Origin of the sequence: Streptococcus sp. 27098_8_69 (assembly GCF_041432445.1) — a bacterium.
Lineage (GTDB): Bacteria > Bacillota > Bacilli > Lactobacillales > Streptococcaceae > Streptococcus.
Genome location: NZ_JAPVZO010000006.1, coordinates 49,292 through 72,063, shown reverse-complemented (window position 1 = coordinate 72,063; position 22,772 = coordinate 49,292). Strand labels below are relative to the sequence as shown.

The window sequence follows — 22,772 nt, the reverse complement described above, 5'->3', positions numbered from 1 at the left end:
TTTATCCATGTACACGTTTCATGTAATCTTGATAGCTTTCTGTATCCATGAGTTTTTTAGCATTTTTCACGCGGTCTGCTGTTGGAGGTTTAACTCCTTCAAGCGAATACGGAATCCCAAGTTCACGCCATTTGAACTCACCCATAGTGTGATAAGGCAAGATTTCAAACTTATCAACATTTTTGAGAGTTTTTACAAACTTACCAAGCTCAATCAAATCTTCATCGCGGTCTGTCAATCCAGGTACAAGAACGTGACGAATCCAAACAGGTTTACCGATTTCTGACAAGTACTGGGCACAAGCCAGAATGTTTTTATTGGTTTGACTGGTTACAATCTTGTGTTGTGCTTCGTTAATCTCCTTGATATCAAGGAGTACCAAGTCTGTCACGGCCATTAACTTGTTGAACTTTTCTAGATAGCGTGGTTTGTTACGGAATGGAAGGGCACAAGTATCCAAGGTACAGTGGATACCCTTTTCTTTTGCCTTGGTAAAGAGGGCAATCAAGAAATCAATCTGCAAGAGGGCTTCTCCTCCGCTGACTGTGATACCTCCCTTGTCTCCCCAGAAACCACGATAACGAAGCGCTTCTTCTAGAACATCATCTACTGTTCGTACACGAGATTTATTGGTTTCCATAGCCCAAGTATCAGGGTTATGGCAGTATTGGCAACGCATCTGACAGCCTTGCAAAAAGACAATAAAACGAATTCCAGGGCCATCTACCGCCCCAAAACTCTCTGTCGAATGCACCATTCCTGTCACTTGTCCATAGTCAATTATTTCCTCAGACATATCGTTACCTTCCTTGAAAACGTTTTATAGTCTTTATTATACCATGACTGAAAAGAAAAACCACAGATTTTGCCTATTTTTTAGAAAACAATCTGTTTTTCACTTTCAACTTTCATGATTTTCAAAATATTTATTAATCCTTGTCAAAATCAAACCCATAGAGAGTCGCAAAATAATCCTCTGGTCGCTCTGCTCGGCGGATCAAGCGTGCTCCACCGTCCTCTGTATAGAGAATTTCTGCCGAACGAAGTTTGGCATTGTACTGGTATCCCATAGAGAAGCCATGCGCACCTGTATCATGAATAACTAACAAATCACCAATTTCTGTTTGAGGTAATTCACGATTAACTGCAAACTTATCGTTGTTTTCACAAAGGGAGCCAACAACATCAACTACTTCAGTCTGACCATCAGGATGCATCATATTGGTGATGTGGTGATAAGCACCATACATAGCTGGTCTCATAAGGTTAACAGCTGACGCATCTACTCCTAGATAAGTACGATAGGTTTTCTTTTTATGAGTAACTTTTGTAACGAGAATGCCATGAGGTGCCAACATAAAACGTCCTAGTTCTGTAAAGATCTTAACCTGACCAAGGCCTGCTGGTGTCAAAACCTCTTCATAAACCTGACGAACTCCCTCACCAATCAAAGCGATGTCATTAGGCTCTTGATCTGGGCGATAGTTGACCCCGATACCACCAGAAAGATTGATAAAGTCCAGTGAAATATCTAACTTTTCCTTGATTTCTACTGCCAATTCAAAAAGCTGACGTGCTAATTCTGGATAGTAGAGATGGGTCACTGTATTGGAAGCTAGGAAGGAATGAATCCCAAAGGTTTTAGCTCCCTTTTCTTTCAAGATTGCAAAGGCTTCAAAAAGCTGTTCCTTAGTCATCCCGAACTTAGCTTCACCAGGATTATCCATAATGTCCGTACCCAGTTCAAATACGCCACCAGGATTGTAACGGCAAGAGATGATTTCTGGGATGCCTGCTGCACGTTCCAAATGCTCGATATCTTCAAAGGCATCTAAATTAATCGTCGCACCTAATTCACGAGCATAGGCATATTCTCTATCTGGGGTGTTATTAGATGAGAACATCATATCCGCCCCTGTAAACCCAAGCTTATGACTCATTAAGAGTTCTACATAACTAGAACAATCCACTCCACATCCTTCTTCTTGCAAAATCTTCAAGATAGCTGGAGTTGGAGTTGCTTTAACTGCGAAGTATTCTTTAAAGCCCTTATTCCAAGAAAAGGCTTTGTTTACTGCGCGTGCTTTCTCACGAATCCCTTTTTCATCGTAAAGATGGAATGGGGTTGGAAACTCCTCAACAATCTTTTCTAAGGCATCACGTTTAATAAATGGTGTTTTCATAGGACTCCTTCATATTCATTATCAAAGAAAGGCTGGGACGAAAGTTCCAACCTTTGTATTTCAAGTCAATTCTTATTTTTCTGTATCGAAGATATTTCCAACTTCAACAGCAATTTGTTGGTTCTTCACATCAATATTTGTGACTCTCAAGAGTGACTTATAGTCGAACTGTTGTTCACGGTCTTCCTGTGCATTATCAGCAAAGACAGCTACACCAGCCAACTCTGAATCAAATTCAGACAAGAGGCTAATCATCCCGTTAATGGTTCCTCCACCCTTCAAGAAGTCATCGACGATCAAGACACGACTTCCTGCTTTAAGGCTACGTTTTGAAAGGAACATCTTTTCGATACGGTCACTAGAACCTGAAACGTAGTTGACACTAACAGTTGAACCTTCAGTGATTTTCAAGTCGCGACGGACAATGACAAATGGAACATTGAGAACATTTGCCACTGCATTTGCAAGCGGAACCCCTTTGGTCGCAACAGTCATAACGGCATCAATCTTCTGATCCATAAAGCTCTTAGCAATAATGCGACCGATGTTTTTCAAAATAGCTGGAGTACTCAATAGGTCAGATAAATAAATGTAGCCACCTGGAAGGATACGGTCGCTTTCTGATAGTTTATCACGAAGCTCTTCGATAATCGTTTTAGACTCAAGGGTAGAGATCGATGGTGTAAAAATAACACCACCACCAGCACCTGTCACCGTTTGAATATGACCGATTTCAATTTCTTCGAAAGCACGTTTAATGATGACGATGTCTTCAGAAATAGACGATTTGGCAGATTCATACTTTTCCGCAAAGGTATTGAGACTGGTTAATTTGTATGGATTGTTAATCAAGTAATTGGAAATGACAACCATCCGATCACTTCTTCTTAATTTCATTATATTTTTACCATTCTTTTTTATTTAGTCTTTTTCTCATTATATCACACTAAAGCAAAAAAACGAACTTTATTGCCTAAATAAAGTTCATTTTTTTAGTTTCTAGTCTAATTTCGGCTTGTAGAAGGAACGATTGTCCATAGCAAAGACTTTGTTGGTCATTTCTCCCTCATCAACAAGGGCCAGAGCTGTTGTCATCATCATCATGCTGGCATCCAAATTATCAATCATATGAATAATTTCTGCTTCCATCACACGAGGACGAACAGGACTACCATACTCAAGGAGGCCATGGTGACTGAGAATGACATGGCGAAGAAGTACAACTTCTTCTCTGGTGTCATCAATGCCAAGCTCCATTACTGCTTTGGTAATCTCACTATCAATCAGAGCGATATGACCGATAAGGTTTCCTCTTACTGTGTACTCTGTCTGGTCAGGACCTGTCAACTCAATAACCTTGGCCAGGTCGTGCAACATAATCCCCGCGTAGAGCAAGCTCTTATTGAGCTGAGGATAAATATCTGCAATTGCTTCTGCCAAACGAACCATAGTGGCTGTATGATAAGCAAGCCCTGTTTCAAAGGCATGATGGTTGGTCTTAGCAGCTGGATAGGAGTAGAATTCCTTGTCATACTTGGTGTAGAGATTCCGAACAATTCGCTGCCAAATTGGATTTTCAATTTTAAAAATCATCTGCGCCATATATTCACGAATCTCTTTGGCATCTACTGGAGATTTAACCTTGAAGTCCGCTGGGTCATTTGGTTCGCCAGGTTGTGGTAAGCGAAGGGTAATTTGATTAACCTGAGGCGTATTGTTGTACACTTCACGACGACCTTGCATATGGACTACTTTCCCTGCTGTAAAGGTTTCAACATTGTGGGGTTGAGCATCCCAGAGCTTCCCTTCGATTTCTCCACTATCATCTTGGAAGGTGAAGGCTAGGTAGTTTTTCCCAGCACGTGTCTGTCTCAAGTCAGCTGACTTGATCAGGTAAAAGCCTTCAAAAAGCTCATCTTTCTTCATGTGACTAATCTTCATATTCTTCCTCATCTTCTTGGAATTGGAGCAAATCAAGCGCAGGCTCACCTTCTGATAACTCAATGTGACGAAGCGTTCGCTCGATAGCTGTAGTACGACGGTTTAATAAATCATCAATATTGCCAGAGGCATGTTGGAGATGTTTTTGTGCCTTGACCAGAATACCTCCAAACTTGCCAAATTCTGTTTTGACACTAGCTAGGGTTTTACTGATATGGTCTGCACTCTTTTGGATATTGAGAGTCTTGAAGCCAACTGATAAGGAGTTAAGAAGAGCCGACAAGGTACTTGGACCTGCAACAATAATCTGTTCCTCCCGTCTCAAATCATCAAAGAAAATCGGATTGCGAACGATTTCCGAATAGAGACCTTCTGTCGGAACAAACAAGACTCCAAAATTAGTTGTCCGAGGTGGCGCCAGGTACTTACTCTTGATATCCTTGGCAAAACGCTTGACGCTTGCTAAGAGAGACTTACGGCAGCGTTCGATTTCATCCCTATCACCTGCTTCATAGGCTTCTTCCAGACGGTAATAATCCGCCAGGGGAAACTTAGAATCAATCGGTAGATAAACATATTCCTGGTCACCTTGCCCAGGTAACTTGATGGCGTATTCCACACGTTCACTAGAGTTTTCAACCGTTGCAAATTCTCGTTCATACTGGGCAGGTGTCATGATATCTTCAATAATCTGTCCCAGTTGTAATTCACCTAGAATTCCTCGCGTTTTAGTCCCAGAAAGAACTTTATTTAGCGCACCGACATCTCGCGCAACAGTTTGCATTTCACCCAGACCTCGATTGACAGATTCCAGTTGTTTAGAAACCGTTTCGAAGGAGGCCTGCAAGCGTGCCTGCAAGGTCTTTTCTAGCTTTTCCTCGACCGTTTGGCGCATCTGTTCCAAACGTTGCTCGTTTGACTCCTGCAAGGCTTGGAGTCGTTGGTCGGTCTTATCTCTAGTTTGGAGAAGGTTTTCATTCATCTCTTGTCGAACCTGAGTCAAACCTTGGTGCAATTCGATTCGCACCTCCTGCAAACGGTCGCTAACAGCCACTTCTAGATTTTTTTGGTCCAGCTGGCTTGCTTGTCGAGCTTGTTCAAAACGATAATCAAGCTGATCTGAAAGATGATCTGCCTGGTCTTCTAAACTCTTGGTCAGATATTTCTCCTGCTTGTCCTGCCTTTGCCAAATGAGAAAGAGGCCGGCTAGATTAGCAAGTAATAGTACAATAAGTAAACTTTCCATCCTACCTCCTGTCTTTGCTATGCAAGACAACCACATAACCATCTGGGCAAGTCACCGAAACTTCCCTATCTATATATTCGTTAGAAGCGTAAACTTTCTTAAAGAAAAAATTCTCCTCTGTCAGTTCATACTTGGCACCGAGTATTGTCAAACGACTATCCCTCACAGGCATAAAAGCAAGGTAATCGTAGTCTGAACGTGGTTCAAGTTGACTGGTTCCTTCTGGACAGTAACGAATCAAATTTTGCCCATCCTCAATCTCTATCTGACGCATATAGGGCGCCAATTTAGGATTGCTAGGCAGAAAGACATTAGCCAACATATGGTCAATGCGACCACCTAGGGCACCAAAAATGGTTACCTGAGCTTGAGGGATTTTTTCAAAAATCGTTAAAAGTGCTAGTTCCAAATCGGTATCATCTTTTTCTGGCTGGGCTTGAATAAAATGCTGGGCACGTTTTTGAATCAACTGACGTTCTTCTGCAGTCACAGAATCAAAATCCCCAACGGCTAAAGCAAGAGGAAGTTTTTCCTCCAGTACCCAAAGCGAGCCTCGATCCACACCGACAAAGCAATCAAAATCCGTCCGATAGTGACCGCGGTCTCCACCTGCAAAAACAGCAACTTTAGTCCAGTTGATTTCGGAGAGCTTGTACTCGTTCATTGACATCTCCCTTAAAGACATAAGACCCTGCTACAAAAACTGTAGCGCCAGCTTCTTTGGCTAGAGCAATGGTTTGATCATCAATCCCACCATCGACTTCGATTTCAAAGTTCAAGCCTTTTTCCTCTCGAAGGGCCACCAACTCACGAATCTTATCCATGGTTTCAGGCAGAAAAGCTTGCCCGCCAAATCCAGGGTTAACCGTCATCACCAAGACTTGGTCAACTAAGTGAAGGACATGCTTAATGGCTTCAACAGGAGTACCAGGATTAATGACAACCGAAGGTTTAACACCGAGAGAACGAATCTTTTGAAGAGCACCGTGGATATGAGGAGTTGCTTCAACATGGATGCTGATGATATCTGCTCCTGCACGCGCAAAGTCTTCTAAATGATGTTCGGGATTAGCTACCATCAAGTGGCAGTCAAAAACCATCTTGCTATGAGGACGAAGACTTTCGACTACACCTGCACCAAAGCTGATCTGAGGTACAAAGTGACCATCCATGATATCGATATGGGCGTATTCTGCCCCAGTTGCTTCTAGGCGTTTAATTTCACGTTCAAAGTTGGCATAATCTGCTGCCAGAATTGACGGAGCAATCTTGTATTGAGACATAGGCTTCTCCTTATTTTGGAATTTTTTTGCTGACTTTTTTATAGGTTTCTCTACGATTTTCAATCTCACTGAGGAATTGCAAATAGTTGTCAAAACGGAAGTTCGCAATGATGCCCTCGTCTACTGCTGGTTTGACCGCACACGACGGCTCATGAGTATGGGTACAAGTGCGGAACTTACAATCACGACTGACACTAGCAATCTCTGGAAAAGCCTGATTCAGGTCTTCTGCTGTTGTTGCTTCATAATCCAGAGATGAAAATCCTGGGGTGTCTGCGATTTTACCACCATTGAGATTGTAAAAACTAACAGCTCGAGTAGTATGGCGACCACGACCCAGACTGTCTGAAATTTCTCCCGTTTCTAGATTGAGATCAGGTGCGATTTTATTGAGTAAAGTTGACTTTCCAACACCCGTTTGCCCCATGAAGACCGTCACTTTGTCTGTCAACAAGGGCAAGAGTTCTTCTTTACTCGTCACAAAATCGTAACCAATAGCACCATAGGTTTTCTCGTAGAAATCCAGTTCTCTCCTATCCTCTAGTAAGTCCATTTTGGAAATATAGACGATAGGATGAATGCCCTTGTGCTCCAAAAGAACCAAGAACCGATCCAATAAGTTGCTATTAAAGTCAGGCTCTTTGACCGACATGATCACCACAGCTTGGTCAATATTGACAATCGGTGGACGAACCAGACTATTTTTTCGTTCGTGAATCTTGAGAATATAACCTTCGGAATTTTCCTCGGCAGAAAAATCTACCCAATCTCCAACGTAGGGCGTGTGACCTTTTTTACGGAAATTCCCACGCGCCCGTGTTTGATAAACCTGACCATCACTTTCCACATAGTAGAAGCCGGCCAAAGCTTTAATGATTTGTCCCTGCATCCTAGAGTCCTTGTCCTTTAAGCGCATCTGCTAGACTGGCAAATTCTTCTAAGCCAAGAGCTTCACCGCGTACACTTGGGGATAGTCCGGCCTGGTCCAAAGCCTTAGTCAATTTATCCTTGACTTCTTCAGTCTTGCCAAAGTAACCTGTCAAGTTGTTCCACAAGGTCTTGCGACGATGGGTGAAACTAGCCTTGGAAACCTTAAAGAAGAAGTTCTCATCTGTTACTGCTACTGCCGGTTCTGGGCGACGGACCATTTTCAAGATAGTAGAATCCACATTTGGCGCTGGCACAAAAACCGTACGAGGCACAATAAAGGCAACCTTAGCTGTCATGTAATACTGAACGGCAATCGACAAGCTACCGTAAGCCTTGGTATTTGGTTGAGCAGAGATACGATCCGCCACCTCTCTTTGCATCATGACCACAAATTCACTAAAAGGAATGCCACTTTCAATTAAGTGCATGAGAATAGGTGTCGTGATATAGTAAGGCAAGTTGGCTACTACCTTGATTGGCAAATCAGGATTTTTAAATTTCTGGATGTGCTGCGCCAAGTCAACTTTTAGTATGTCTTCGTTGACTACGGTCACATTGTCAAAATCACGCAGGGTATCCTCTAGGATTGGTACCAAGCGGTGGTCAATCTCAAAAGCCATGACTTCAGCTGCACGCTCAGCCAAAAACTCCGTCAAGGCACCAATCCCTGGCCCGATTTCGATGACATTGACCTGGTCATCAATTTCAGCCGTATCAACAATTTTTTGAAGGATATTGGTATCGGTCAAGAAATTTTGTCCGAAGGACTTTTTAAAAGTAAAGCCGTGACGCTCCAGCACAGCCTTGGTCACGCTATAATCTGCAATTCTCATTTATTCTCTTTTCTAATTATTAAAAAACTCTCTAATCTTTAGCTCTGCCTTCTAGTTCCTCACTGAGCTCTTGCATCTCTTTAAAAGCTGTTAGACTAACATAGGCACCCGCTTCATAGTATTCCGTTGGATTAATGGCATAGTCAAAAACTTCAATCATGCCTCCTGCTTCTTCAATCATGCCATTCCACTTTTCATCAAAGACCATTCTCAGACGTTTCCAATCAGTAAATACTGGAACGGAATTTCGTCCATCTTTTCCCTCTCTAACGGGAATATTAAAGTTAGCGTCTTTTTCCAAAACAAAGGAATTCCCTTCTGAATTATCCTCTGGGAATCCTGATGCTGCATCTAATGGAAGCAAGAATTTTGCTTTAGGCATAGCCATAGAGAAGAACTTGCAGTAAAGCCCATAAACTAGTTCTTGCTCTTCTGTAGTCGGTTGATCCATCTGTCCCATCAGGAGCATCCATCTTACCAGGTCAGGATTCATTACAGGAACTTGTATTTCTGGTAAATCAGAAAAATCTGGTTTTTGGACTAAGGCTGAAGCACTGATGCTGACTTCCTTGGAATTAAAGATTGCTCCCAAGGCACCATTTAAGTAAAAGGCTGTTCCAAGGAAATTCTCAATCCCTTTTTTATCTTCCGTATTTTCAATCAGTTTTACGACAGAGTTTGGTCGACTATCAATGGTTTCCTTGAATTGGCGATACCAAGATTGCGTCAAAAGCATGATCATGGGATCCGTACAGAGATACCCCTCTTCTCCCCTGTCATAGGTCGTTGAGAAAAGATAGGGTTCGCCTGTTTTTTCTGAATAAACTGCATAAACAGAATCTGCTGCTAACAACTTATCCTTGACAATTTCTGCTAGACGCTCCAACTTGCGGGTGTTAGCTTGATAGCTTTCTTCACTTTCAGTTTCCTGATTTTGACGGCATTTCCATAAAAAGAGGCGTAAAATCTCTACGCTATCATCAAGGCTAGCTGCCAAATAGTCTTCATTTGTTAACTGACCCTCTTGGATGGCTACAAAAGCACGATAAAGAGCATCTGAATAGCTAGATAATTTTTGCTCTTTATCAATACCTGAACTAAAGAGCACACTTCCTTTTTTCAGTTTATCCAAAGAAGGAATCCTATCAACCACTAGATGGGCAAGAACTTCATCAGTTAGACTATCTGCATCTTTGTTTTGACTGCTAAGTTTTTTAACTTCTACAGAGCCAAGAATTTCCATTCCTTGGTCGGGATTGCAAAACTGCAACTGATCTCCAACCTTGAGACTACCTTCTAGACTTCCAACAATCAATAATTGATTCGTTTCCTTCATCGGGAACAAATCTAGAACACCAATACATGCATTGTTTTTAGATTCTTCTGTTTCTTTCTGTGCTTCAGTGATTTCAGCTGCCTCTGCAGTTTCCGTCTTTTTTAAAAAATCAAAGATTCCCATAACTTTTCCTCATTGTCTCCACACAATGCTAATCCCGTGGAGCACTTTTCTAATGCTTGCTATCAAGCCTGATTAAACCGTATATGCTTACTTCTATTGTATCATATTCCCCCTACATTTTGGGACGGTTTCTCAATTCTCATACGATTTCATGGCATCTTCAACTTCAGCTAAACTGATGCCAAATAATTCCAAACGCTTGAGCAGTTGTTTCCCATTGGAATAACCAATACGAAGGCTTTCTCCTAGATATTCTCTGCGTTTTCGGCTGTCTGCTCCAGCTAGAAACCCTAACCGAATCAAGTCACTACGGCTAATATCAAAGTCACTCTCTACTTCAAATTGCTCTGTCACTTGCGCCAAGGCTATCTTCAAGTCTTCGTAGCTAGCGTGTTCAATTCCCAGAGAACGTCCCTTGGACTTAGATTTTGGCACTGCTTCATCTCGTTTGAGAAAGGCGTGTTGAACTGTCGGAATAGCTGTCATAATCATCCGACGGATTCTTTCCCCATTAAAGTCAGGATCTGTAAAGACAATCACCCCATGACGTTCATGTAGACGTTGGATTCGTTCAAGGTCCTGCTCATTGATAGCGGAGCCACGAGTCTCATAGGTCTCCACATCAAAATAACGTTTGAGATTGGCCGTATCATCACGCCCTTCGACTACGATGACTTGGGAAATTTTCTTTTTCATAATTTACTTTCCAGTCCAAAAATTCGTTCTGCATTTGCACTTGTCGCAGTAGCTAATTCTTCTGTCGTCAGACCACGTAAGTCTGCAATAAAGTCTACTACATAGCGCGTGTAAGCAGTCTTGTTTTCGCGACCACGTTTGGGAACGGGTGCCAAGTAAGGGGCATCAGTCTCTACCAAAATCTTATCCAAAGGCAATTCTTTGGCCGCCTCTTGAATGTCTGTCGCTTTTTTAAAGGTCACCACTCCAGAAAAGGAAATTGTCATACCAAGCTCCACAAACTTCTCAGCCCAATCCAAAGAACCTGAGAAGGAATGCATGATGCCGCCACGTGGACCAACTCCCTCACTCTTGATAATCTCATAAGTATCTTCAAGCGCATCACGGGTATGAACCACAAAAGGCAAGTCCAATTCCTTTGATAGCTGAATCTGACGACGGAAAACCTTCTCTTGAACTTCTTTAGGGGCTGTCATCCAGTGATAGTCCAAACCAATCTCACCCAAAGCGACCACTTTGGGATATTTTAGCTTTTCAAGTAAATACTTCTCAACATCCTCTGTATAGGTCCCTGCCTCTGTTGGATGCCATCCAATTGTCGCATAGAGTTGGTCATACTTGTCCACCAATTCTAAAGCACGCTCAATAGTCGGTTTGTCAAAACCAACAATATTCATCCGAGTTACACCCATTTCAGCTGCTAAGGCTATTTCTTCTGCTTCTCTTCCTGAAAATTCTTCCACATTCAAGTGGGTATGTGTATCAAAAATCATTTATATTTCCTCATTTTCTACCTTCTATTATACCAAAAAACTAGTCTCATCCTTATAGGAAAAAAATATTTTGAAATCATTCATTTTTTCTTGACTGCTTATTTTCATAGCAGTATAATAACTCTTGTTGAAATTTTCAGAAAAGGAAAGAAAATGTTTACAAAACTAAAATATACCTTTATCGGTCGTCCTCTCAAGTCCTTAACTGAAGGCGAGGGAGGACTACTTGGAAAAACACAAGCACTTGCAATGCTTTCAAGCGATGCCCTTTCATCTATCGCCTATGGACCTGAGCAGGTCGTTCTTGTCTTGGCTAGTCTTTCTCCCCTCGCTATTTGGTGGAGTCTCCCTATCGGCATTTTTGTCCTCTTGCTACTTGCTAGTCTAACCATTTCTTACCGACAAATCATTCACGCCTACCCTCAAGGTGGGGGTGCCTATATGGTAACACGAGAAAATCTTTCTCCTGAGTTAGGTTTGATTGCTGGGGGAAGTCTGCTTGTTGACTATATGCTAACAGTAGCCGTATCAGTGGCAGCAGGCGCTGACGCTATCACAGCAGCACTGCCTGCTCTCCATCCCTACAACCTCCACATCTCCATTTTTCTAGTCTGTTTGCTCATGCTTTTGAATCTGCGAGGCTTGAGGGAATCTGCTAGTTCTCTGATGATCCCTGTCTATCTCTTTATCTTTAGTACGGTCTTCCTCTTATTGTTTGGTATTTTCCAACTATTGACTGGTTCTCTCAGCTATCATGCAACTTCTGCAATTGGTCAAACTGTCCCAAGTCTCTCAATTGTCTTGATTTTAAGAGCCTTTACCAGCGGTTCAGCTTCATTAACCGGGGTTGAAGCAATCTCAAATGCTGTTCCATTTTTCAAGACCCCCAAAGAAAAAAACGCAGCTCAAACATTGACCATCATGTCTCTTATCCTTGGATTTCTCTTTGCAGGAATTACCTTCCTAAACTACTGGATGGGGATTACTCCTCAACACGGAGAAACGATCCTTTCACAGATGGCTAAAGGAATTTTAGGGGATTCAGCTCTCGGTCAAGTTGTTTATTATCTCTTCCAATTCTCAACTGCTCTAATCCTAGCCGTTGCTGCAAATACTGGTTTTTCTGCCTTTCCGATGTTGGCTTACAATATGGCTAAGAACAAATACATGCCACATCTCTTTATGGAAAAAGGAGACCGCCTTGGTTATTCAAACGGTATTTTGACCTTAGCCTTTGGCGCTATGATCCTTCTGCTCATTTTCAACGGAAATACAGAACGCTTGATTCCTCTTTATACTATTGGAGTTTTCGTACCTTTCGCACTTTCTCAAACAGGGATGATTCGCCACTGGAAAAAAGAAAAAGGCTCTCATTTCTTAAAATCTGCCTTTGCAAATATCCTCGGTGCCATCATTTGTTATGCTATCGTTCTTATCTTACTCTTCTTCAGACTTGGAGATATCTGGCCATTCTTCCCTATTATCCTGGTCCTAACCTTCCTCTTTTTGTCTATCCACAGTCATTACCAAAAAGTGGCCAAACAGCTTCGACTTTATGAAGGAATTCAAAAGAAAACCTACAATGGCAATATCGTCCTTGTATTAGTGGGAAATGTTACCCGAGTCAGCGTCGGAGCGATTAATTACGCTCAAAGCATTGGAGATGAAGTTTTGGCGATGCACATTTCCACCAAGGAAACGGAGGAAAAAGACCAAGAAATCCTCCAAGAATTTGCCGACTACTTCCCAAATATCACTCTAAAAAACATTAATACTAGCTATCGCGATATCATCACACCTACAGTTCGCTATGTTCGAAAAATCTCTCAAGAAGCCAAGAAAAAGAACTACACAGTTACAGTTCTAGTACCCCAATTTATCCCTAACAAACCTTGGCAAAATATCCTACACAATCAAATGAGTCTCAAATTAAAATATGCTCTCAGATGGCACGAAGATGTCGTCGTTGCCAGCTATTCATATCATTTGAAAGAATAAAGAAAAGGCCTTACCAGAACCAACAAGCTCCTGGTAAGGCCTTTTTTCTGAATCTAGTCCCTAAAATTAGACTTATACTCAATGAAAATCAAAGAGCAAACTAGGAAACTAGCCGCAGGCTGCTCAAAGCACTGCTTTGAGGTTGTAGATGAAACTGATGAAGTCAGCTCAAAACACTGTTTTGAGGTTGCAGATGAAACTGACGAAGTCAGTAACATACCTACGGCAAGGCGACGTTGACGCAGTTTGAAGAGATTTTCGAAGAGTATTAAAATTTTATTGATAACCTTCTTCTATTGAACGTGGTTAGCTAAATCTTCTTGGGCTTTTTTATTTGACTCCGCTTTTTCTTTTTGCCATTTTTCATAAAGTTCCTGGTACTGTTTAGCAGTCACTGCTTCCTTTTGCAATTCAACATATTTGTAGTTGTCCGCATCTCCCTTGTGTCCTACAAATGAGAAGGCCCCTGTAAACGGTACAGTCTTGCGGAAGATAGGATTTGCTCCTGCACTTTGAACTGGTAGGAAGAGAGCACTATCTGTCAACCAAGCTTGAACTTCGGCAAATTTTTCATAACGTGTTTGCGTATTTTCATTCTCACTATCTGCCGCATCCAACAACTTCTTGTAGGTAGCTAGACCGAGTTTTTCCTTGATATCATTGTCTTTCCCTGGAGTCAAGCCAAGATTTTTTAGTTGAGAACCTGAGTCTGGATCCAAAAGGTCAAGATAGGTTTTCGGATCTGAGAAATCTCCACTCCATCCTGAGATATCGATGTCATAATCCTTTTGATCGGCGGTATCCGCAAAGAAGGTAGCATTGTCTTTCTCATCTGGTGACAATTGAATGATATCAATGACCACATTATCTGAACCAAGCGTTGCTTCAACGGTCTGCTTGAAGGAGCTTGCCTGCTGAACATCCAACTTAGCAGTTTGGTCTACCAACATATCCAAGTGGATAGGGAAGGTCACCCCTTCTGCCTGCAAACTTTCTTTAGCCTTGGCAAATTCAGCCTTAGCTTTTTCAGGGTCCAAGAAAGCAGCTTGAGCATCGTTCAGATTGATATTAGACCACTCTGTACCATAGTTGACCATCTTTTCATTGACAGCATCTCCAAAGTTTTTGCCACCGATTTGAACAAAGTTACTTGGTGTGACTGTGTTTCGAAGGATTCGGTCAGCTCCATCTTCTCCATTTGTCTGGGCAGCATAGGCATGACGGTCAAAGGCAAAGTTAATAGCCTGACGGAAGTCTTTGTTTTGCATTGCTAGACGAGAATCCGTCTTTTCTTTGTCCGTCTGTTTCATGGTTTGCTTGTAGCTTTGACGATTGACATTGAAAAGGTAGTAGAAGGTTATAGCATTTTGAGGGGTATAGGTAATCTTATCTTCATTCCCTTTTTTCAACTGATCAAACACAGAGCTTGTTGGGAAGATACGCCCGTCTGTATAGTTGCCTTCCAAGAATCCTCTAGCCAAACTGTCTTGGTCTGAACCATCATAGAAGGAAAGTTTTACTTTCTCAATCTTCACATTGTCCTTGTCCCAATAATTAGGATTCTTTTCAAACTCAATCAAAGATTTTGATGTGAATGATTTGAACAAGTATGCCCCATTTGACAGGATACTAGATGGAGTTACACTTCCAAATTCGTCCCCCTTAGATTTCAAAAAGGCTTCATTGACAGGACTTAAAATTCCACCTGTTGTCTTAGAATTCCAGTAGGACTCTGGCTTGTTTAAGGTATATTGGAGAGTATAGTCATCGACTGCCTTGATACCGACAGCCTCAAAGTCTGATGATTGACCCTCAACATAGTCCGCCAAACCTTTGATAGAGTCTTGCACCAAGAACAAGTTTTCTGCCTTTTTATCCGCCGCATACTTGAGGCCTGTCACAAAGTCATGAGCTGTTACCTCTGCATATTCTTCCCCTTCAGAGGTATACCACTTGACACCTTTACGGATTTTATAGGTATAGGTCAAACCATCTTTTGATACTGTCCATGATTCAGCCATGGAAGGAACCAGATTGCTATACTTATCATTTTCCAACAGTCCATCAATCAAGTTTGTCGTAATGCTAGACGTCGAGCCACGTGTCGAAGTAATGTAGTCTAATGTATCTGGATTGCTAGCAAATACATAAGAGTAGGTTTTATCAGATGCATTTGACTGTGTCGAGCTACAAGCTACCATCAAGAAGCTAGCACTCAAAATTCCAACCCCTAGTAAGAGAGCTTTTGATTTTTTCATAAATATTCTCCATTTATATAGTATATGAAATATTATAGAAAAAATAGAAAGCTTATACAAACTATTATTTTAGGGCAAAACAAAAGCCAGTAGACTCGAGTTCCTACTGACTTCATTGTTGAATTCGTTTGGATTATGCAGCCAAAACTTTGCGTCCTTTACGACGACGAGCTGCCAATACGCGACGACCGTTTTTAGTTGACATACGGTTACGGAATCCGTGTTTACGCGCACGACGTAGTTTACTTGGTTGATAAGTACGTTTCACGATGAATACCTCCTCATAGATTTTGTATTCGTTTAGCCGGCTATAAAGTGATCAGTTACTAAACATACTTTACTATTCTATCTGATTCTTTTGCATTTGTCAATAGCTCTGACAAATGTTTCCAGCTTTTTTGCTGAGGGGATAATTTGAAAATCCTTCCAATTTACTTTCGAAATCTATAAAACATCTAATACTCAATGAAAATCAAAGAGCAAACTAGGAAGCGACCCGAAGGCTGTACTTGAGTACGACAAGGCTAAGCTGACGTGGTTTGAATTTGATTTTCGAAGAGTATAATGTACTAGTGATTTACCCAATTGGTACACTCAAAGTTCCAAGTTTTTCCTCTTGAAACCTTCCGCCTGCCTATTAAATGTAAAAGGTGTTTTCTATATTTTCCTTCTGTCACTTCTTGCATTTAAAAAGCAACAACACCGTAGGATGACGATTCTACCGTCTTTTAATTGGCAATAAACAAGATATTTAGTAATAATCCTTTCTAGTTATCATCGATTAAATCTCATTTTTAAAAAAACTAATATGTGTAGTTATCTAAAACCTCTATCTATTCTTCTTAAACAACACAAAAACGCTCTAGACGTAAAAATAGTTGTTATCCTAGTTGATTAAAAAAATCTCTGATTTCCTCATCTTTTATAAAATAATATATAATTTTCCCCTCTCTTCTAGTATCCAAGATGTTTTGATTGGCTAGTTTACGAAGATGGTGGGAGGCAGATGCCATACTGAGATTTAGTAAACAGGCTATATCACAGACACAGAGTTCTTCAACAGCAAGGAGATAAAAGATGATATTTATCTGTTTATTATCGGTAAACTTTGATAAAATACGAAGTGATTTTTGGACTTTTTCCTTTTCAAGGTAGTTCGTTGCGGTTGTAACGTTTTGTTGATTAATAACATCCACTTGGCAGATACTATCTTTTTTCATAATTTTTTCTCCTAGCCGAACACAGTCCTTAGCATGTCAAAAACGTTGTTTTCAATCAGGATATATATCCCCAGTCCTAAATAAACACTGGCAATAAACCATCTGCTATATTTTTCCAAAATTTCTCCAACAGAAGGGACTTGTGCCAATTTTTGGGCAGAAAAAACCAAGAGATAAATCATGACTAGAAAAGTAAGTAAAGTTACTATCAAATTCGTTAAATTTAAGGTAGTAAAATATGGGACAAAAACACCAATATTGTCAGCACCACAACTTGCAAAAGTAATCATAGCGACTAGAAAAATCAGGTTTTTATCATCTTTGCGCAAACCATCTTTTGCAATAGCTTCTCCATCAGAATCTCCTAAATGCAAAACTTTGAGTCCTAGGAAAATTGGAATCAAACCGAGCAAACCTAAAATCTCTTTACTAGGAATATAATTTAAGACAAATGCAAAAAATAAACTTAGCAATATTAGACTAACAGAGCCTAGAAATTGTCCTAAATAGATGTTAATGATGTCTTTTCTGCTTTTTCTTTTGGCAAAAAATAACATTAGGATAATAAGTAAGTCTACGGCTGTCCCAGAATACAGGATTATTGAACTAACAATATTTTGAATCATAAAACACCTCATTCAAATATATTTTTGAATGTATTCTAACATTAAACTTTGTAGATGTCAACTTCAGCTCCATCAAAATATAGATAAGAAGGTAGTGTACCAAACATTAAAAAGCCCTGCCATCGAAATGATAGCAGGGCTTAACTTCAATATCCAGATGATATATTTATCTAAAAAAGGTAGTGAAAAAGGTAGAGATTGAACTGAAATATAGTAAAATTAACAAAAGAAAAAAACGCTTGGAATGAACTGCATCCCAAAAGTTAGACATAAAAATCTAACTTTCGGGGTGTTTTTATTATGAAATTAACATATGAGGATAAGATTCAGATCTATGAACTCAAAAAGCAAGGAGAGAGCTTCAGACAACTTTCAAATCAATTTGGGATAAACATTTCTAATCTTCAGTACATGATTAAATTGATTGATCGTTATGGAATAGAAATCGTCAAAAAAGGAAAGAATTGTTACTATTCTCCTGAACTAAAACAAGAGATCATTGATAAAGTTCTTCTTGAAGGTCGTTCACAAATTAGGGTGTCTCTGGATTATGCTCTTCCAAGTAGTGGATTGCTTTCGAATTGGTTGGCACAATACAAGAAAAACGGGTATACTATTGTTGAGAAAACAAGAGGGAGAATACCTAAAATGGGACGTAAGCCAAAAAAGAGACCTGAAGAGAGGACAGAATTAGAACGTCTTCAAGCAGAAAATGAGTACCTGAGAGCGGAGAATGCCATCCTAAAAAAGTTGAGAGAACTCCGATTGAAGGAGGAAAAAGAGAAAGAAGAAAGACAGAAATTGTTCAAGAATTAATGACTGAGTTTTCGTTAGATATTCTTCTAAAAGCCATTAAACTAGCTCGTTCGACCTACTACTATCACTTGAAACAGCTAGACAAACCATATAAGGACCAAGAGCTTAAAGCTGAAATTCAATCCATTTTTATCGAACATAAGGGAAATTATGGTTATCGTCGGATTCATTTAGAACTAAGAAATCGTGGTTATCTGGTAAATCATAAAAGAGTTCAACGCTTGATGAAAGTACTCAATTTACAAGCTAAAATGCGACAGAAACGAAAATATTCTTCTCATAAAGGAGACGTTGGCAAGAAAGCAGATAACCTTATTCAACGCCAATTTGAAGCAGCCAAACCAATGGAAAAGTGCTACACAGATGTGACAGAATTTGCCATTCCAGCAAGTACTCAAAAGCTTTACTTATCACCAGTTTTAGATGGTTTTAATAGCGAAATTATCGCCTATAATCTTTCAACTTCACCCAACTTAGAACAAGTAAAAACGATGTTGGAACAGGCCTTCACAGAGAAACACTACGAGGATACGATTCTCCATAGTGACCAAGGTTGGCAATACCAACATGATTCTTATCATCGGTTCCTAGAGAGTAAGGGAATTCAAGCATCTATGTCACGCAAGGGAAACAGCCAAGACAACGGTATGATGGAATCTTTTTTTGGCATTCTTAAGTCTGAAATGTTTTATGGTTATGAGAATACGTTTCAGTCACTTGAGCACTTGGAACAAGCTATTGTAGACTATATTGATTACTACAACAATAAAAGAATTAAAGTAAAACTAAAAGGACTTAGTCCTGTACAATACAGAACTAAATCCTTTGAATAAATTAATTGTCTAACTTTTTGGGGTCAGTACAGAATGAGCGTTTTTCTTATGTATTGATTCGTATTGAATGCTTACTTCACTTCTGTAAACACAACGTGTTTGCGAAGTTTTGGTGAGTATTTCTTCAATTGAAGACGGTCTGGAGTGTTACGTTTGTTTTTAGAAGTAAGGTACAAGCGTTCACCAGATTCTTTGTGTTCAAGTGTAATATTTACGCGCATGGTATCTCCCTTCTATTATTCAGCTGATGCAGCTTTAGCGATCTTACGTCCTTTGTAGTATCCTTTAAGTGATACACGGTGAGAACGTGAGTAATCTCCAGTAGTTTCGTCAAAGTTTACAGATGGAGCTGTTACTTTGTAGTGTGTACGACGTTTGTTTTTCTTCGCTTTTGAAGTGCGACGTGCAGGTACTGCCATTTTGTTTTTCTCCTTTTAAGATATAATTCAGTTAGGTTTGATTTTCATCAACTTTAATAGTATATCAAAACTTTTTTGTAAAGTAAAGTTACTTGACAAAAAAAGATTAAAAAAATTTCCTATCCAAGGTTCTGGATAGGAAAATAGATTAAATTTCAATCTCGAATGGTTCATCAATGGTCTCTGAGACGTATTTCCCGTCTTTTTTCCGTTGTTTGACGCATTCGGTGAGAAGATATTCGATTTGCCCATTGACTGATCGGAAGTCATCTTCTGCCCATGATGCGAGTGCAGCATATAACTTATTCGAGAGTCGAAGGGGGATTTGCTTTTTTTTAGCTTCTGCCATTTCTAATAAAGGCTTCCTGTATTGATAATTGGTTGTGCATCATGATTGCCACAGAGAACGACTAGGAGATTTGATACCATAGCAGCTTTTCGTTCTTCGTCAAGTTCTACTAATTCTCCTTCATTGAGACGTTCTAGTGCCATTTCAACCATTCCTACAGCGCCATCAACAATCATCTTACGTGCATCAATAATGGCTGATGCTTGTTGGCGTTGAAGCATGACAGCTGCAATTTCCGGTGCATAAGCTAGGTAAGTAATACGTGCTTCAAGGATTTCCAAACCAGCGTCCTCTACACGACTTTGAATTTCCTCACGAATGCGACTAGCTACAATCTCACTAGAACCACGGAGGCTTCCTTCATCGGCTTGCCCATCACCTGTAGTATCCACATTCGGAGACACATCATAAGGATAGATGCGGACAATATTACGAAGGGCGCTATCACACTGCAATGAGAGATATTCTTTATAGTTATCTACGTTAAAGACTGCTTTGGCTGTATCAACAACTCTCCAAGTTACCGCGATTCCGATTTCAACAGGATTACCTAAGCAATCGTTAATCTTTTGACGAGAATTACTCAAGGTCATAACTTTGAGAGAAATCTGTTTCTTGCCAATTTCAAGATTTACATCATTGCCATTTGATGATTTCATCCCTGAAAAAGGGGATTTCGTGCTAACGTCACCACTTTGTCCGAGTCGAGTGTGGTTTGCAGGATTGACCGCTATGCTGAAGGGATTGACAAAGTAAAAACCAGGTTCTTTGATGGTCCCAGTATAGTTACCAAAGAGGGTCAAAACCAGTGCTTCCTGAGGTTTGACAACTTTTAAACCAGCATGAGCTAGTGCTGAAATTAAGATTAATAAAAGCCCGATAATAATTCCAAAAATATTTTCCGAACCAGCACCCATTATAAATATAAGGAAACCAAGTACGATTGCCAACTCAATGAGCACCAATGCTACTACACCATTTGGTTTTGAATTGATTAGTTTTTCAGTCATCAGAATGACCTCCTGTGTTTGATATCTAAATGATATCACTTTAATTTTAAATGTCAACAAAAATATGCAATCTTTTTTAAGAAGATTTCAATGGTTTGAATTGTCTGAAAATTCAAGAATTTTCTTCTGTTCATTGTTTTTAAAATGTGCTATAATGGTAAGAACTGAAATGGGAGGGAACTTAATGACAGAATTAGATAAACGTCACCGCAGTAGCATTTATGACAGCATGGTTAAATCACCAAACCGTGCCATGCTTCGTGCGACTGGTATGACAGATAAGGACTTTGAAACACCAATTGTGGGAGTCATTTCGACTTGGGCAGAAAATACACCATGTAATATCCACTTGCATGACTTCGGTAAGCTTGCAAAAGAAGGTGTCAAATCTGCTGGTGCTTGGCCGGTTCAATTTGGAACCATTACGGTAGCAGACGGGATTGCCATGGGAACGCCTGGTATGCGCTTCTCTCTAACGTCACGTGATATCATTGCGGATTCTATCGAAGCTGCTATGGGTGGTCACAACGTGGATGCCTTTGTGGCTATCGGTGGCTGTGACAAGAACATGCCTGGTTCCATGATTGCCATTGCCAATATGAATATCCCAGCTATTTTCGCTTACGGTGGTACTATCGCCCCTGGAAAACTGGATGGCAAAGACATCGACTTGGTTTCTGTATTTGAAGGAATCGGTAAATGGAACCACGGTGATATGACAGCGGAAGACGTGAAACGTCTCGAATGTAATGCTTGCCCTGGGCCTGGTGGTTGTGGTGGTATGTATACTGCCAATACTATGGCGACTGCTATCGAAGTTTTGGGGATGAGCTTGCCAGGTTCTTCTTCTCACCCAGCAGAATCTGCTGATAAGAAAGAAGACATAGAAGCAGCTGGACGTGCTGTTGTTAAGATGCTGGAGCTCGGTCTCAAACCGTCTGATATCTTGACTCGTGAAGCCTTTGAAGATGCCATTACAGTGACAATGGCTCTCGGTGGTTCTACAAATGCCACTCTTCACTTGCTTGCTATTGCCCACGCAGCTAACGTTGACTTGTCACTTGAGGACTTCAATACAATCCAAGAACGTGTACCTCACTTAGCTGACTTGAAACCTTCTGGTCAGTATGTCTTCCAAGACCTTTACGAAGTTGGTGGTGTGCCTGCGGTTATGAAGTACTTGCTAGCAAATGGATTCCTTCACGGAGACCGTATCACATGTACTGGTAAGACTGTCGCTGAAAACTTAGCTGACTTTGCAGACCTCACACCAGGTCAAAAAGTCATCATGCCACTTGAAAATCCAAAACGTGCAGACGGTCCGCTTATTATCTTGAACGGTAATCTTGCTCCTGACGGTGCAGTTGCCAAGGTGTCAGGTGTTAAGGTTCGTCGTCACGTTGGTCCAGCTAAGGTCTTTGACTCAGAAGAAGATGCTATCCAAGCTGTCTTGTCAGATGAAATCGTTGATGGCGATGTTGTCGTTGTTCGTTTCGTTGGACCTAAGGGTGGTCCTGGTATGCCTGAGATGCTATCACTTTCATCAATGATCGTTGGTAAGGGACAAGGAGACAAGGTTGCCCTCTTGACAGACGGACGCTTCTCTGGTGGTACTTATGGATTGGTTGTTGGACATATCGCTCCTGAAGCTCAGGATGGTGGACCAATTGCCTATCTCCGTACAGGCGATATCGTCACTGTCGACCAAGATACAAAAGAAATTTCCATGGCCGTTTCCGATGAAGAACTTGAAAAACGCAAGGCAGAAACAACCTTGCCACCACTCTATAGCCGTGGTGTCCTTGGTAAGTATGCCCACACCGTATCTTCTGCATCACGTGGTGCCGTTACAGACTTCTGGAATATGGAACAATCTGGTAAAAAATAATTAGAAAAATA

At 40.7% G+C, this 22,772-nt stretch carries 24 protein-coding genes; 4 read left to right on the top strand and 20 right to left on the bottom strand.

Annotation, left to right across the window (positions count from 1 at the left end; genetic code table 11):
• Position 1: 1 nt before the first annotated feature.
• From pflA to O3658_RS03435, 12 genes are all read right to left on the bottom strand, one after another.
• Positions 2-796 (bottom strand): pyruvate formate-lyase-activating protein, encoded by a 795-nt coding sequence (pflA, locus tag O3658_RS03490; protein WP_371559333.1) that lies wholly within the window; start codon positions 794-796, stop codon positions 2-4.
• Between the two features lie 133 nt (positions 797-929).
• The gene (locus tag O3658_RS03485; protein WP_371559332.1) at positions 930-2,183 is read right to left on the bottom strand and encodes a diaminopimelate decarboxylase; all 1,254 of its coding nucleotides are present in this window, start codon (positions 2,181-2,183) and stop codon (positions 930-932) included.
• Between the two features lie 72 nt (positions 2,184-2,255).
• Positions 2,256-3,080, bottom strand: a complete 825-nt coding sequence (purR, locus tag O3658_RS03480; RefSeq protein WP_049528290.1) for a pur operon repressor — start codon at positions 3,078-3,080, stop codon at positions 2,256-2,258.
• 102 nt (positions 3,081-3,182) lie between these two features.
• A complete protein-coding gene (locus O3658_RS03475; RefSeq protein WP_000703215.1) occupies positions 3,183-4,124 on the bottom strand; it encodes a 3'-5' exoribonuclease YhaM family protein in 942 nt (313 codons plus the stop codon).
• Positions 4,114-5,370 (bottom strand): DNA recombination protein RmuC, encoded by a 1,257-nt coding sequence (gene rmuC / locus O3658_RS03470; RefSeq protein ID WP_371559330.1) that lies wholly within the window; start codon positions 5,368-5,370, stop codon positions 4,114-4,116. Before rmuC ends, O3658_RS03475 begins: the two co-directional genes overlap by 11 nt.
• A 1-nt stretch (position 5,371) precedes the next feature.
• Positions 5,372-6,034 carry a thiamine diphosphokinase gene (locus O3658_RS03465; protein WP_371559329.1) on the bottom strand — a complete coding sequence of 221 codons (663 nt, stop codon included), beginning with the start codon at positions 6,032-6,034 and terminating at the stop codon, positions 5,372-5,374.
• A complete protein-coding gene (gene rpe, locus O3658_RS03460) occupies positions 5,997-6,653 on the bottom strand; it encodes a ribulose-phosphate 3-epimerase (RefSeq protein WP_371559327.1) in 657 nt (218 codons plus the stop codon). The genes O3658_RS03465 and rpe overlap by 38 nt, the downstream gene beginning before the upstream one ends.
• A gap of 10 nt (positions 6,654-6,663) precedes the next feature.
• Positions 6,664-7,542: a ribosome small subunit-dependent GTPase A gene (gene rsgA, locus O3658_RS03455; protein ID WP_371559326.1), complete on the bottom strand. Its 879-nt coding sequence runs from the start codon at positions 7,540-7,542 to the stop codon at positions 6,664-6,666.
• Between the two features lies 1 nt (position 7,543).
• Positions 7,544-8,416 (bottom strand): 16S rRNA (adenine(1518)-N(6)/adenine(1519)-N(6))-dimethyltransferase RsmA, encoded by an 873-nt coding sequence (rsmA, locus tag O3658_RS03450; RefSeq protein ID WP_371559325.1) that lies wholly within the window; start codon positions 8,414-8,416, stop codon positions 7,544-7,546.
• A gap of 31 nt (positions 8,417-8,447) precedes the next feature.
• Positions 8,448-9,875 carry an SseB family protein gene (locus tag O3658_RS03445; protein WP_371559323.1) on the bottom strand — a complete coding sequence of 476 codons (1,428 nt, stop codon included), beginning with the start codon at positions 9,873-9,875 and terminating at the stop codon, positions 8,448-8,450.
• Positions 9,876-10,007: 132 nt separating this feature from the next.
• The gene (gene rnmV / locus O3658_RS03440; RefSeq protein WP_371559322.1) at positions 10,008-10,571 is read right to left on the bottom strand and encodes a ribonuclease M5; all 564 of its coding nucleotides are present in this window, start codon (positions 10,569-10,571) and stop codon (positions 10,008-10,010) included.
• Entirely contained in the window at positions 10,568-11,344 is a 777-nt protein-coding gene (locus O3658_RS03435; RefSeq protein WP_371559321.1) for a TatD family hydrolase, read from the bottom strand. Before O3658_RS03435 ends, rnmV begins: the two co-directional genes overlap by 4 nt.
• Positions 11,345-11,497: 153 nt before the next feature.
• Between O3658_RS03435 and O3658_RS03430 the strand changes: the two genes are divergently transcribed.
• A complete protein-coding gene (locus tag O3658_RS03430) occupies positions 11,498-13,342 on the top strand; it encodes an APC family permease (protein WP_371559320.1) in 1,845 nt (614 codons plus the stop codon).
• A 293-nt stretch (positions 13,343-13,635) separates the two neighbouring features.
• On the opposite strand, the gene O3658_RS03425 is transcribed toward O3658_RS03430, so the two are convergent.
• The 4 genes from O3658_RS03425 to O3658_RS03410 all read right to left on the bottom strand — a co-directional run bounded on the left by O3658_RS03425 (position 13,636) and on the right by O3658_RS03410 (position 17,446).
• Positions 13,636-15,600 carry a peptide ABC transporter substrate-binding protein gene (locus O3658_RS03425; protein ID WP_371559318.1) on the bottom strand — a complete coding sequence of 655 codons (1,965 nt, stop codon included), beginning with the start codon at positions 15,598-15,600 and terminating at the stop codon, positions 13,636-13,638.
• A gap of 133 nt (positions 15,601-15,733) precedes the next feature.
• A complete protein-coding gene (gene rpmH / locus O3658_RS03420) occupies positions 15,734-15,868 on the bottom strand; it encodes a 50S ribosomal protein L34 (RefSeq protein WP_000831905.1) in 135 nt (44 codons plus the stop codon).
• A gap of 613 nt (positions 15,869-16,481) precedes the next feature.
• Positions 16,482-16,820, bottom strand: coding sequence for a Cd(II)/Zn(II)-sensing metalloregulatory transcriptional regulator CadX (gene cadX, locus O3658_RS03415; protein ID WP_000711078.1), 339 nt, complete (start codon positions 16,818-16,820; stop codon positions 16,482-16,484).
• 11 nt (positions 16,821-16,831) lie between these two features.
• Positions 16,832-17,446, bottom strand: a complete 615-nt coding sequence (locus O3658_RS03410; protein ID WP_371559315.1) for a CadD family cadmium resistance transporter — start codon at positions 17,444-17,446, stop codon at positions 16,832-16,834.
• 28 nt (positions 17,447-17,474) lie between these two features.
• Here O3658_RS03410 and O3658_RS03405 point away from each other — a divergent pair, with 28 nt between their 5' ends.
• Both O3658_RS03405 and O3658_RS03400 read left to right on the top strand, forming a co-directional pair.
• Positions 17,475-17,648 carry a FanG protein gene (locus O3658_RS03405; RefSeq protein WP_371559314.1) on the top strand — a complete coding sequence of 58 codons (174 nt, stop codon included), beginning with the start codon at positions 17,475-17,477 and terminating at the stop codon, positions 17,646-17,648.
• Positions 17,649-17,746: 98 nt separating this feature from the next.
• Positions 17,747-19,095, top strand: a protein-coding gene (locus O3658_RS03400) for an IS3 family transposase (protein ID WP_371559312.1) whose coding sequence is annotated in 2 segments (ribosomal slippage) — positions 17,747-18,188 and positions 18,188-19,095 — 1,350 coding nt in all. Because the reading frame shifts where the segments join, the coding sequence is not laid out codon by codon here.
• Positions 19,096-19,166: 71 nt separating this feature from the next.
• Here O3658_RS03400 and rpmG read toward each other — a convergent pair.
• The 4 genes from rpmG to O3658_RS03380 form a co-directional block, all read right to left on the bottom strand.
• Positions 19,167-19,316: a 50S ribosomal protein L33 gene (rpmG, locus tag O3658_RS03395; protein WP_001265622.1), complete on the bottom strand. Its 150-nt coding sequence runs from the start codon at positions 19,314-19,316 to the stop codon at positions 19,167-19,169.
• Between the two features lie 15 nt (positions 19,317-19,331).
• Positions 19,332-19,514 carry a 50S ribosomal protein L32 gene (gene rpmF, locus O3658_RS03390; protein WP_000290417.1) on the bottom strand — a complete coding sequence of 61 codons (183 nt, stop codon included), beginning with the start codon at positions 19,512-19,514 and terminating at the stop codon, positions 19,332-19,334.
• A 148-nt stretch (positions 19,515-19,662) separates the two neighbouring features.
• Complete coding sequence (locus tag O3658_RS03385; protein WP_301559864.1) at positions 19,663-19,863, bottom strand: PTS ascorbate transporter subunit IIC; 201 nt, start codon at positions 19,861-19,863, stop codon at positions 19,663-19,665.
• A gap of 2 nt (positions 19,864-19,865) precedes the next feature.
• Positions 19,866-20,873, bottom strand: coding sequence for an SPFH domain-containing protein (locus O3658_RS03380; RefSeq protein ID WP_371559305.1), 1,008 nt, complete (start codon positions 20,871-20,873; stop codon positions 19,866-19,868).
• Positions 20,874-21,057: 184 nt separating this feature from the next.
• On the opposite strand from O3658_RS03380, the gene ilvD reads away from it, so the two are divergent.
• Positions 21,058-22,761, top strand: coding sequence for a dihydroxy-acid dehydratase (gene ilvD / locus O3658_RS03375; RefSeq protein WP_371559304.1), 1,704 nt, complete (start codon positions 21,058-21,060; stop codon positions 22,759-22,761).
• Positions 22,762-22,772 lie beyond the last annotated feature (11 nt).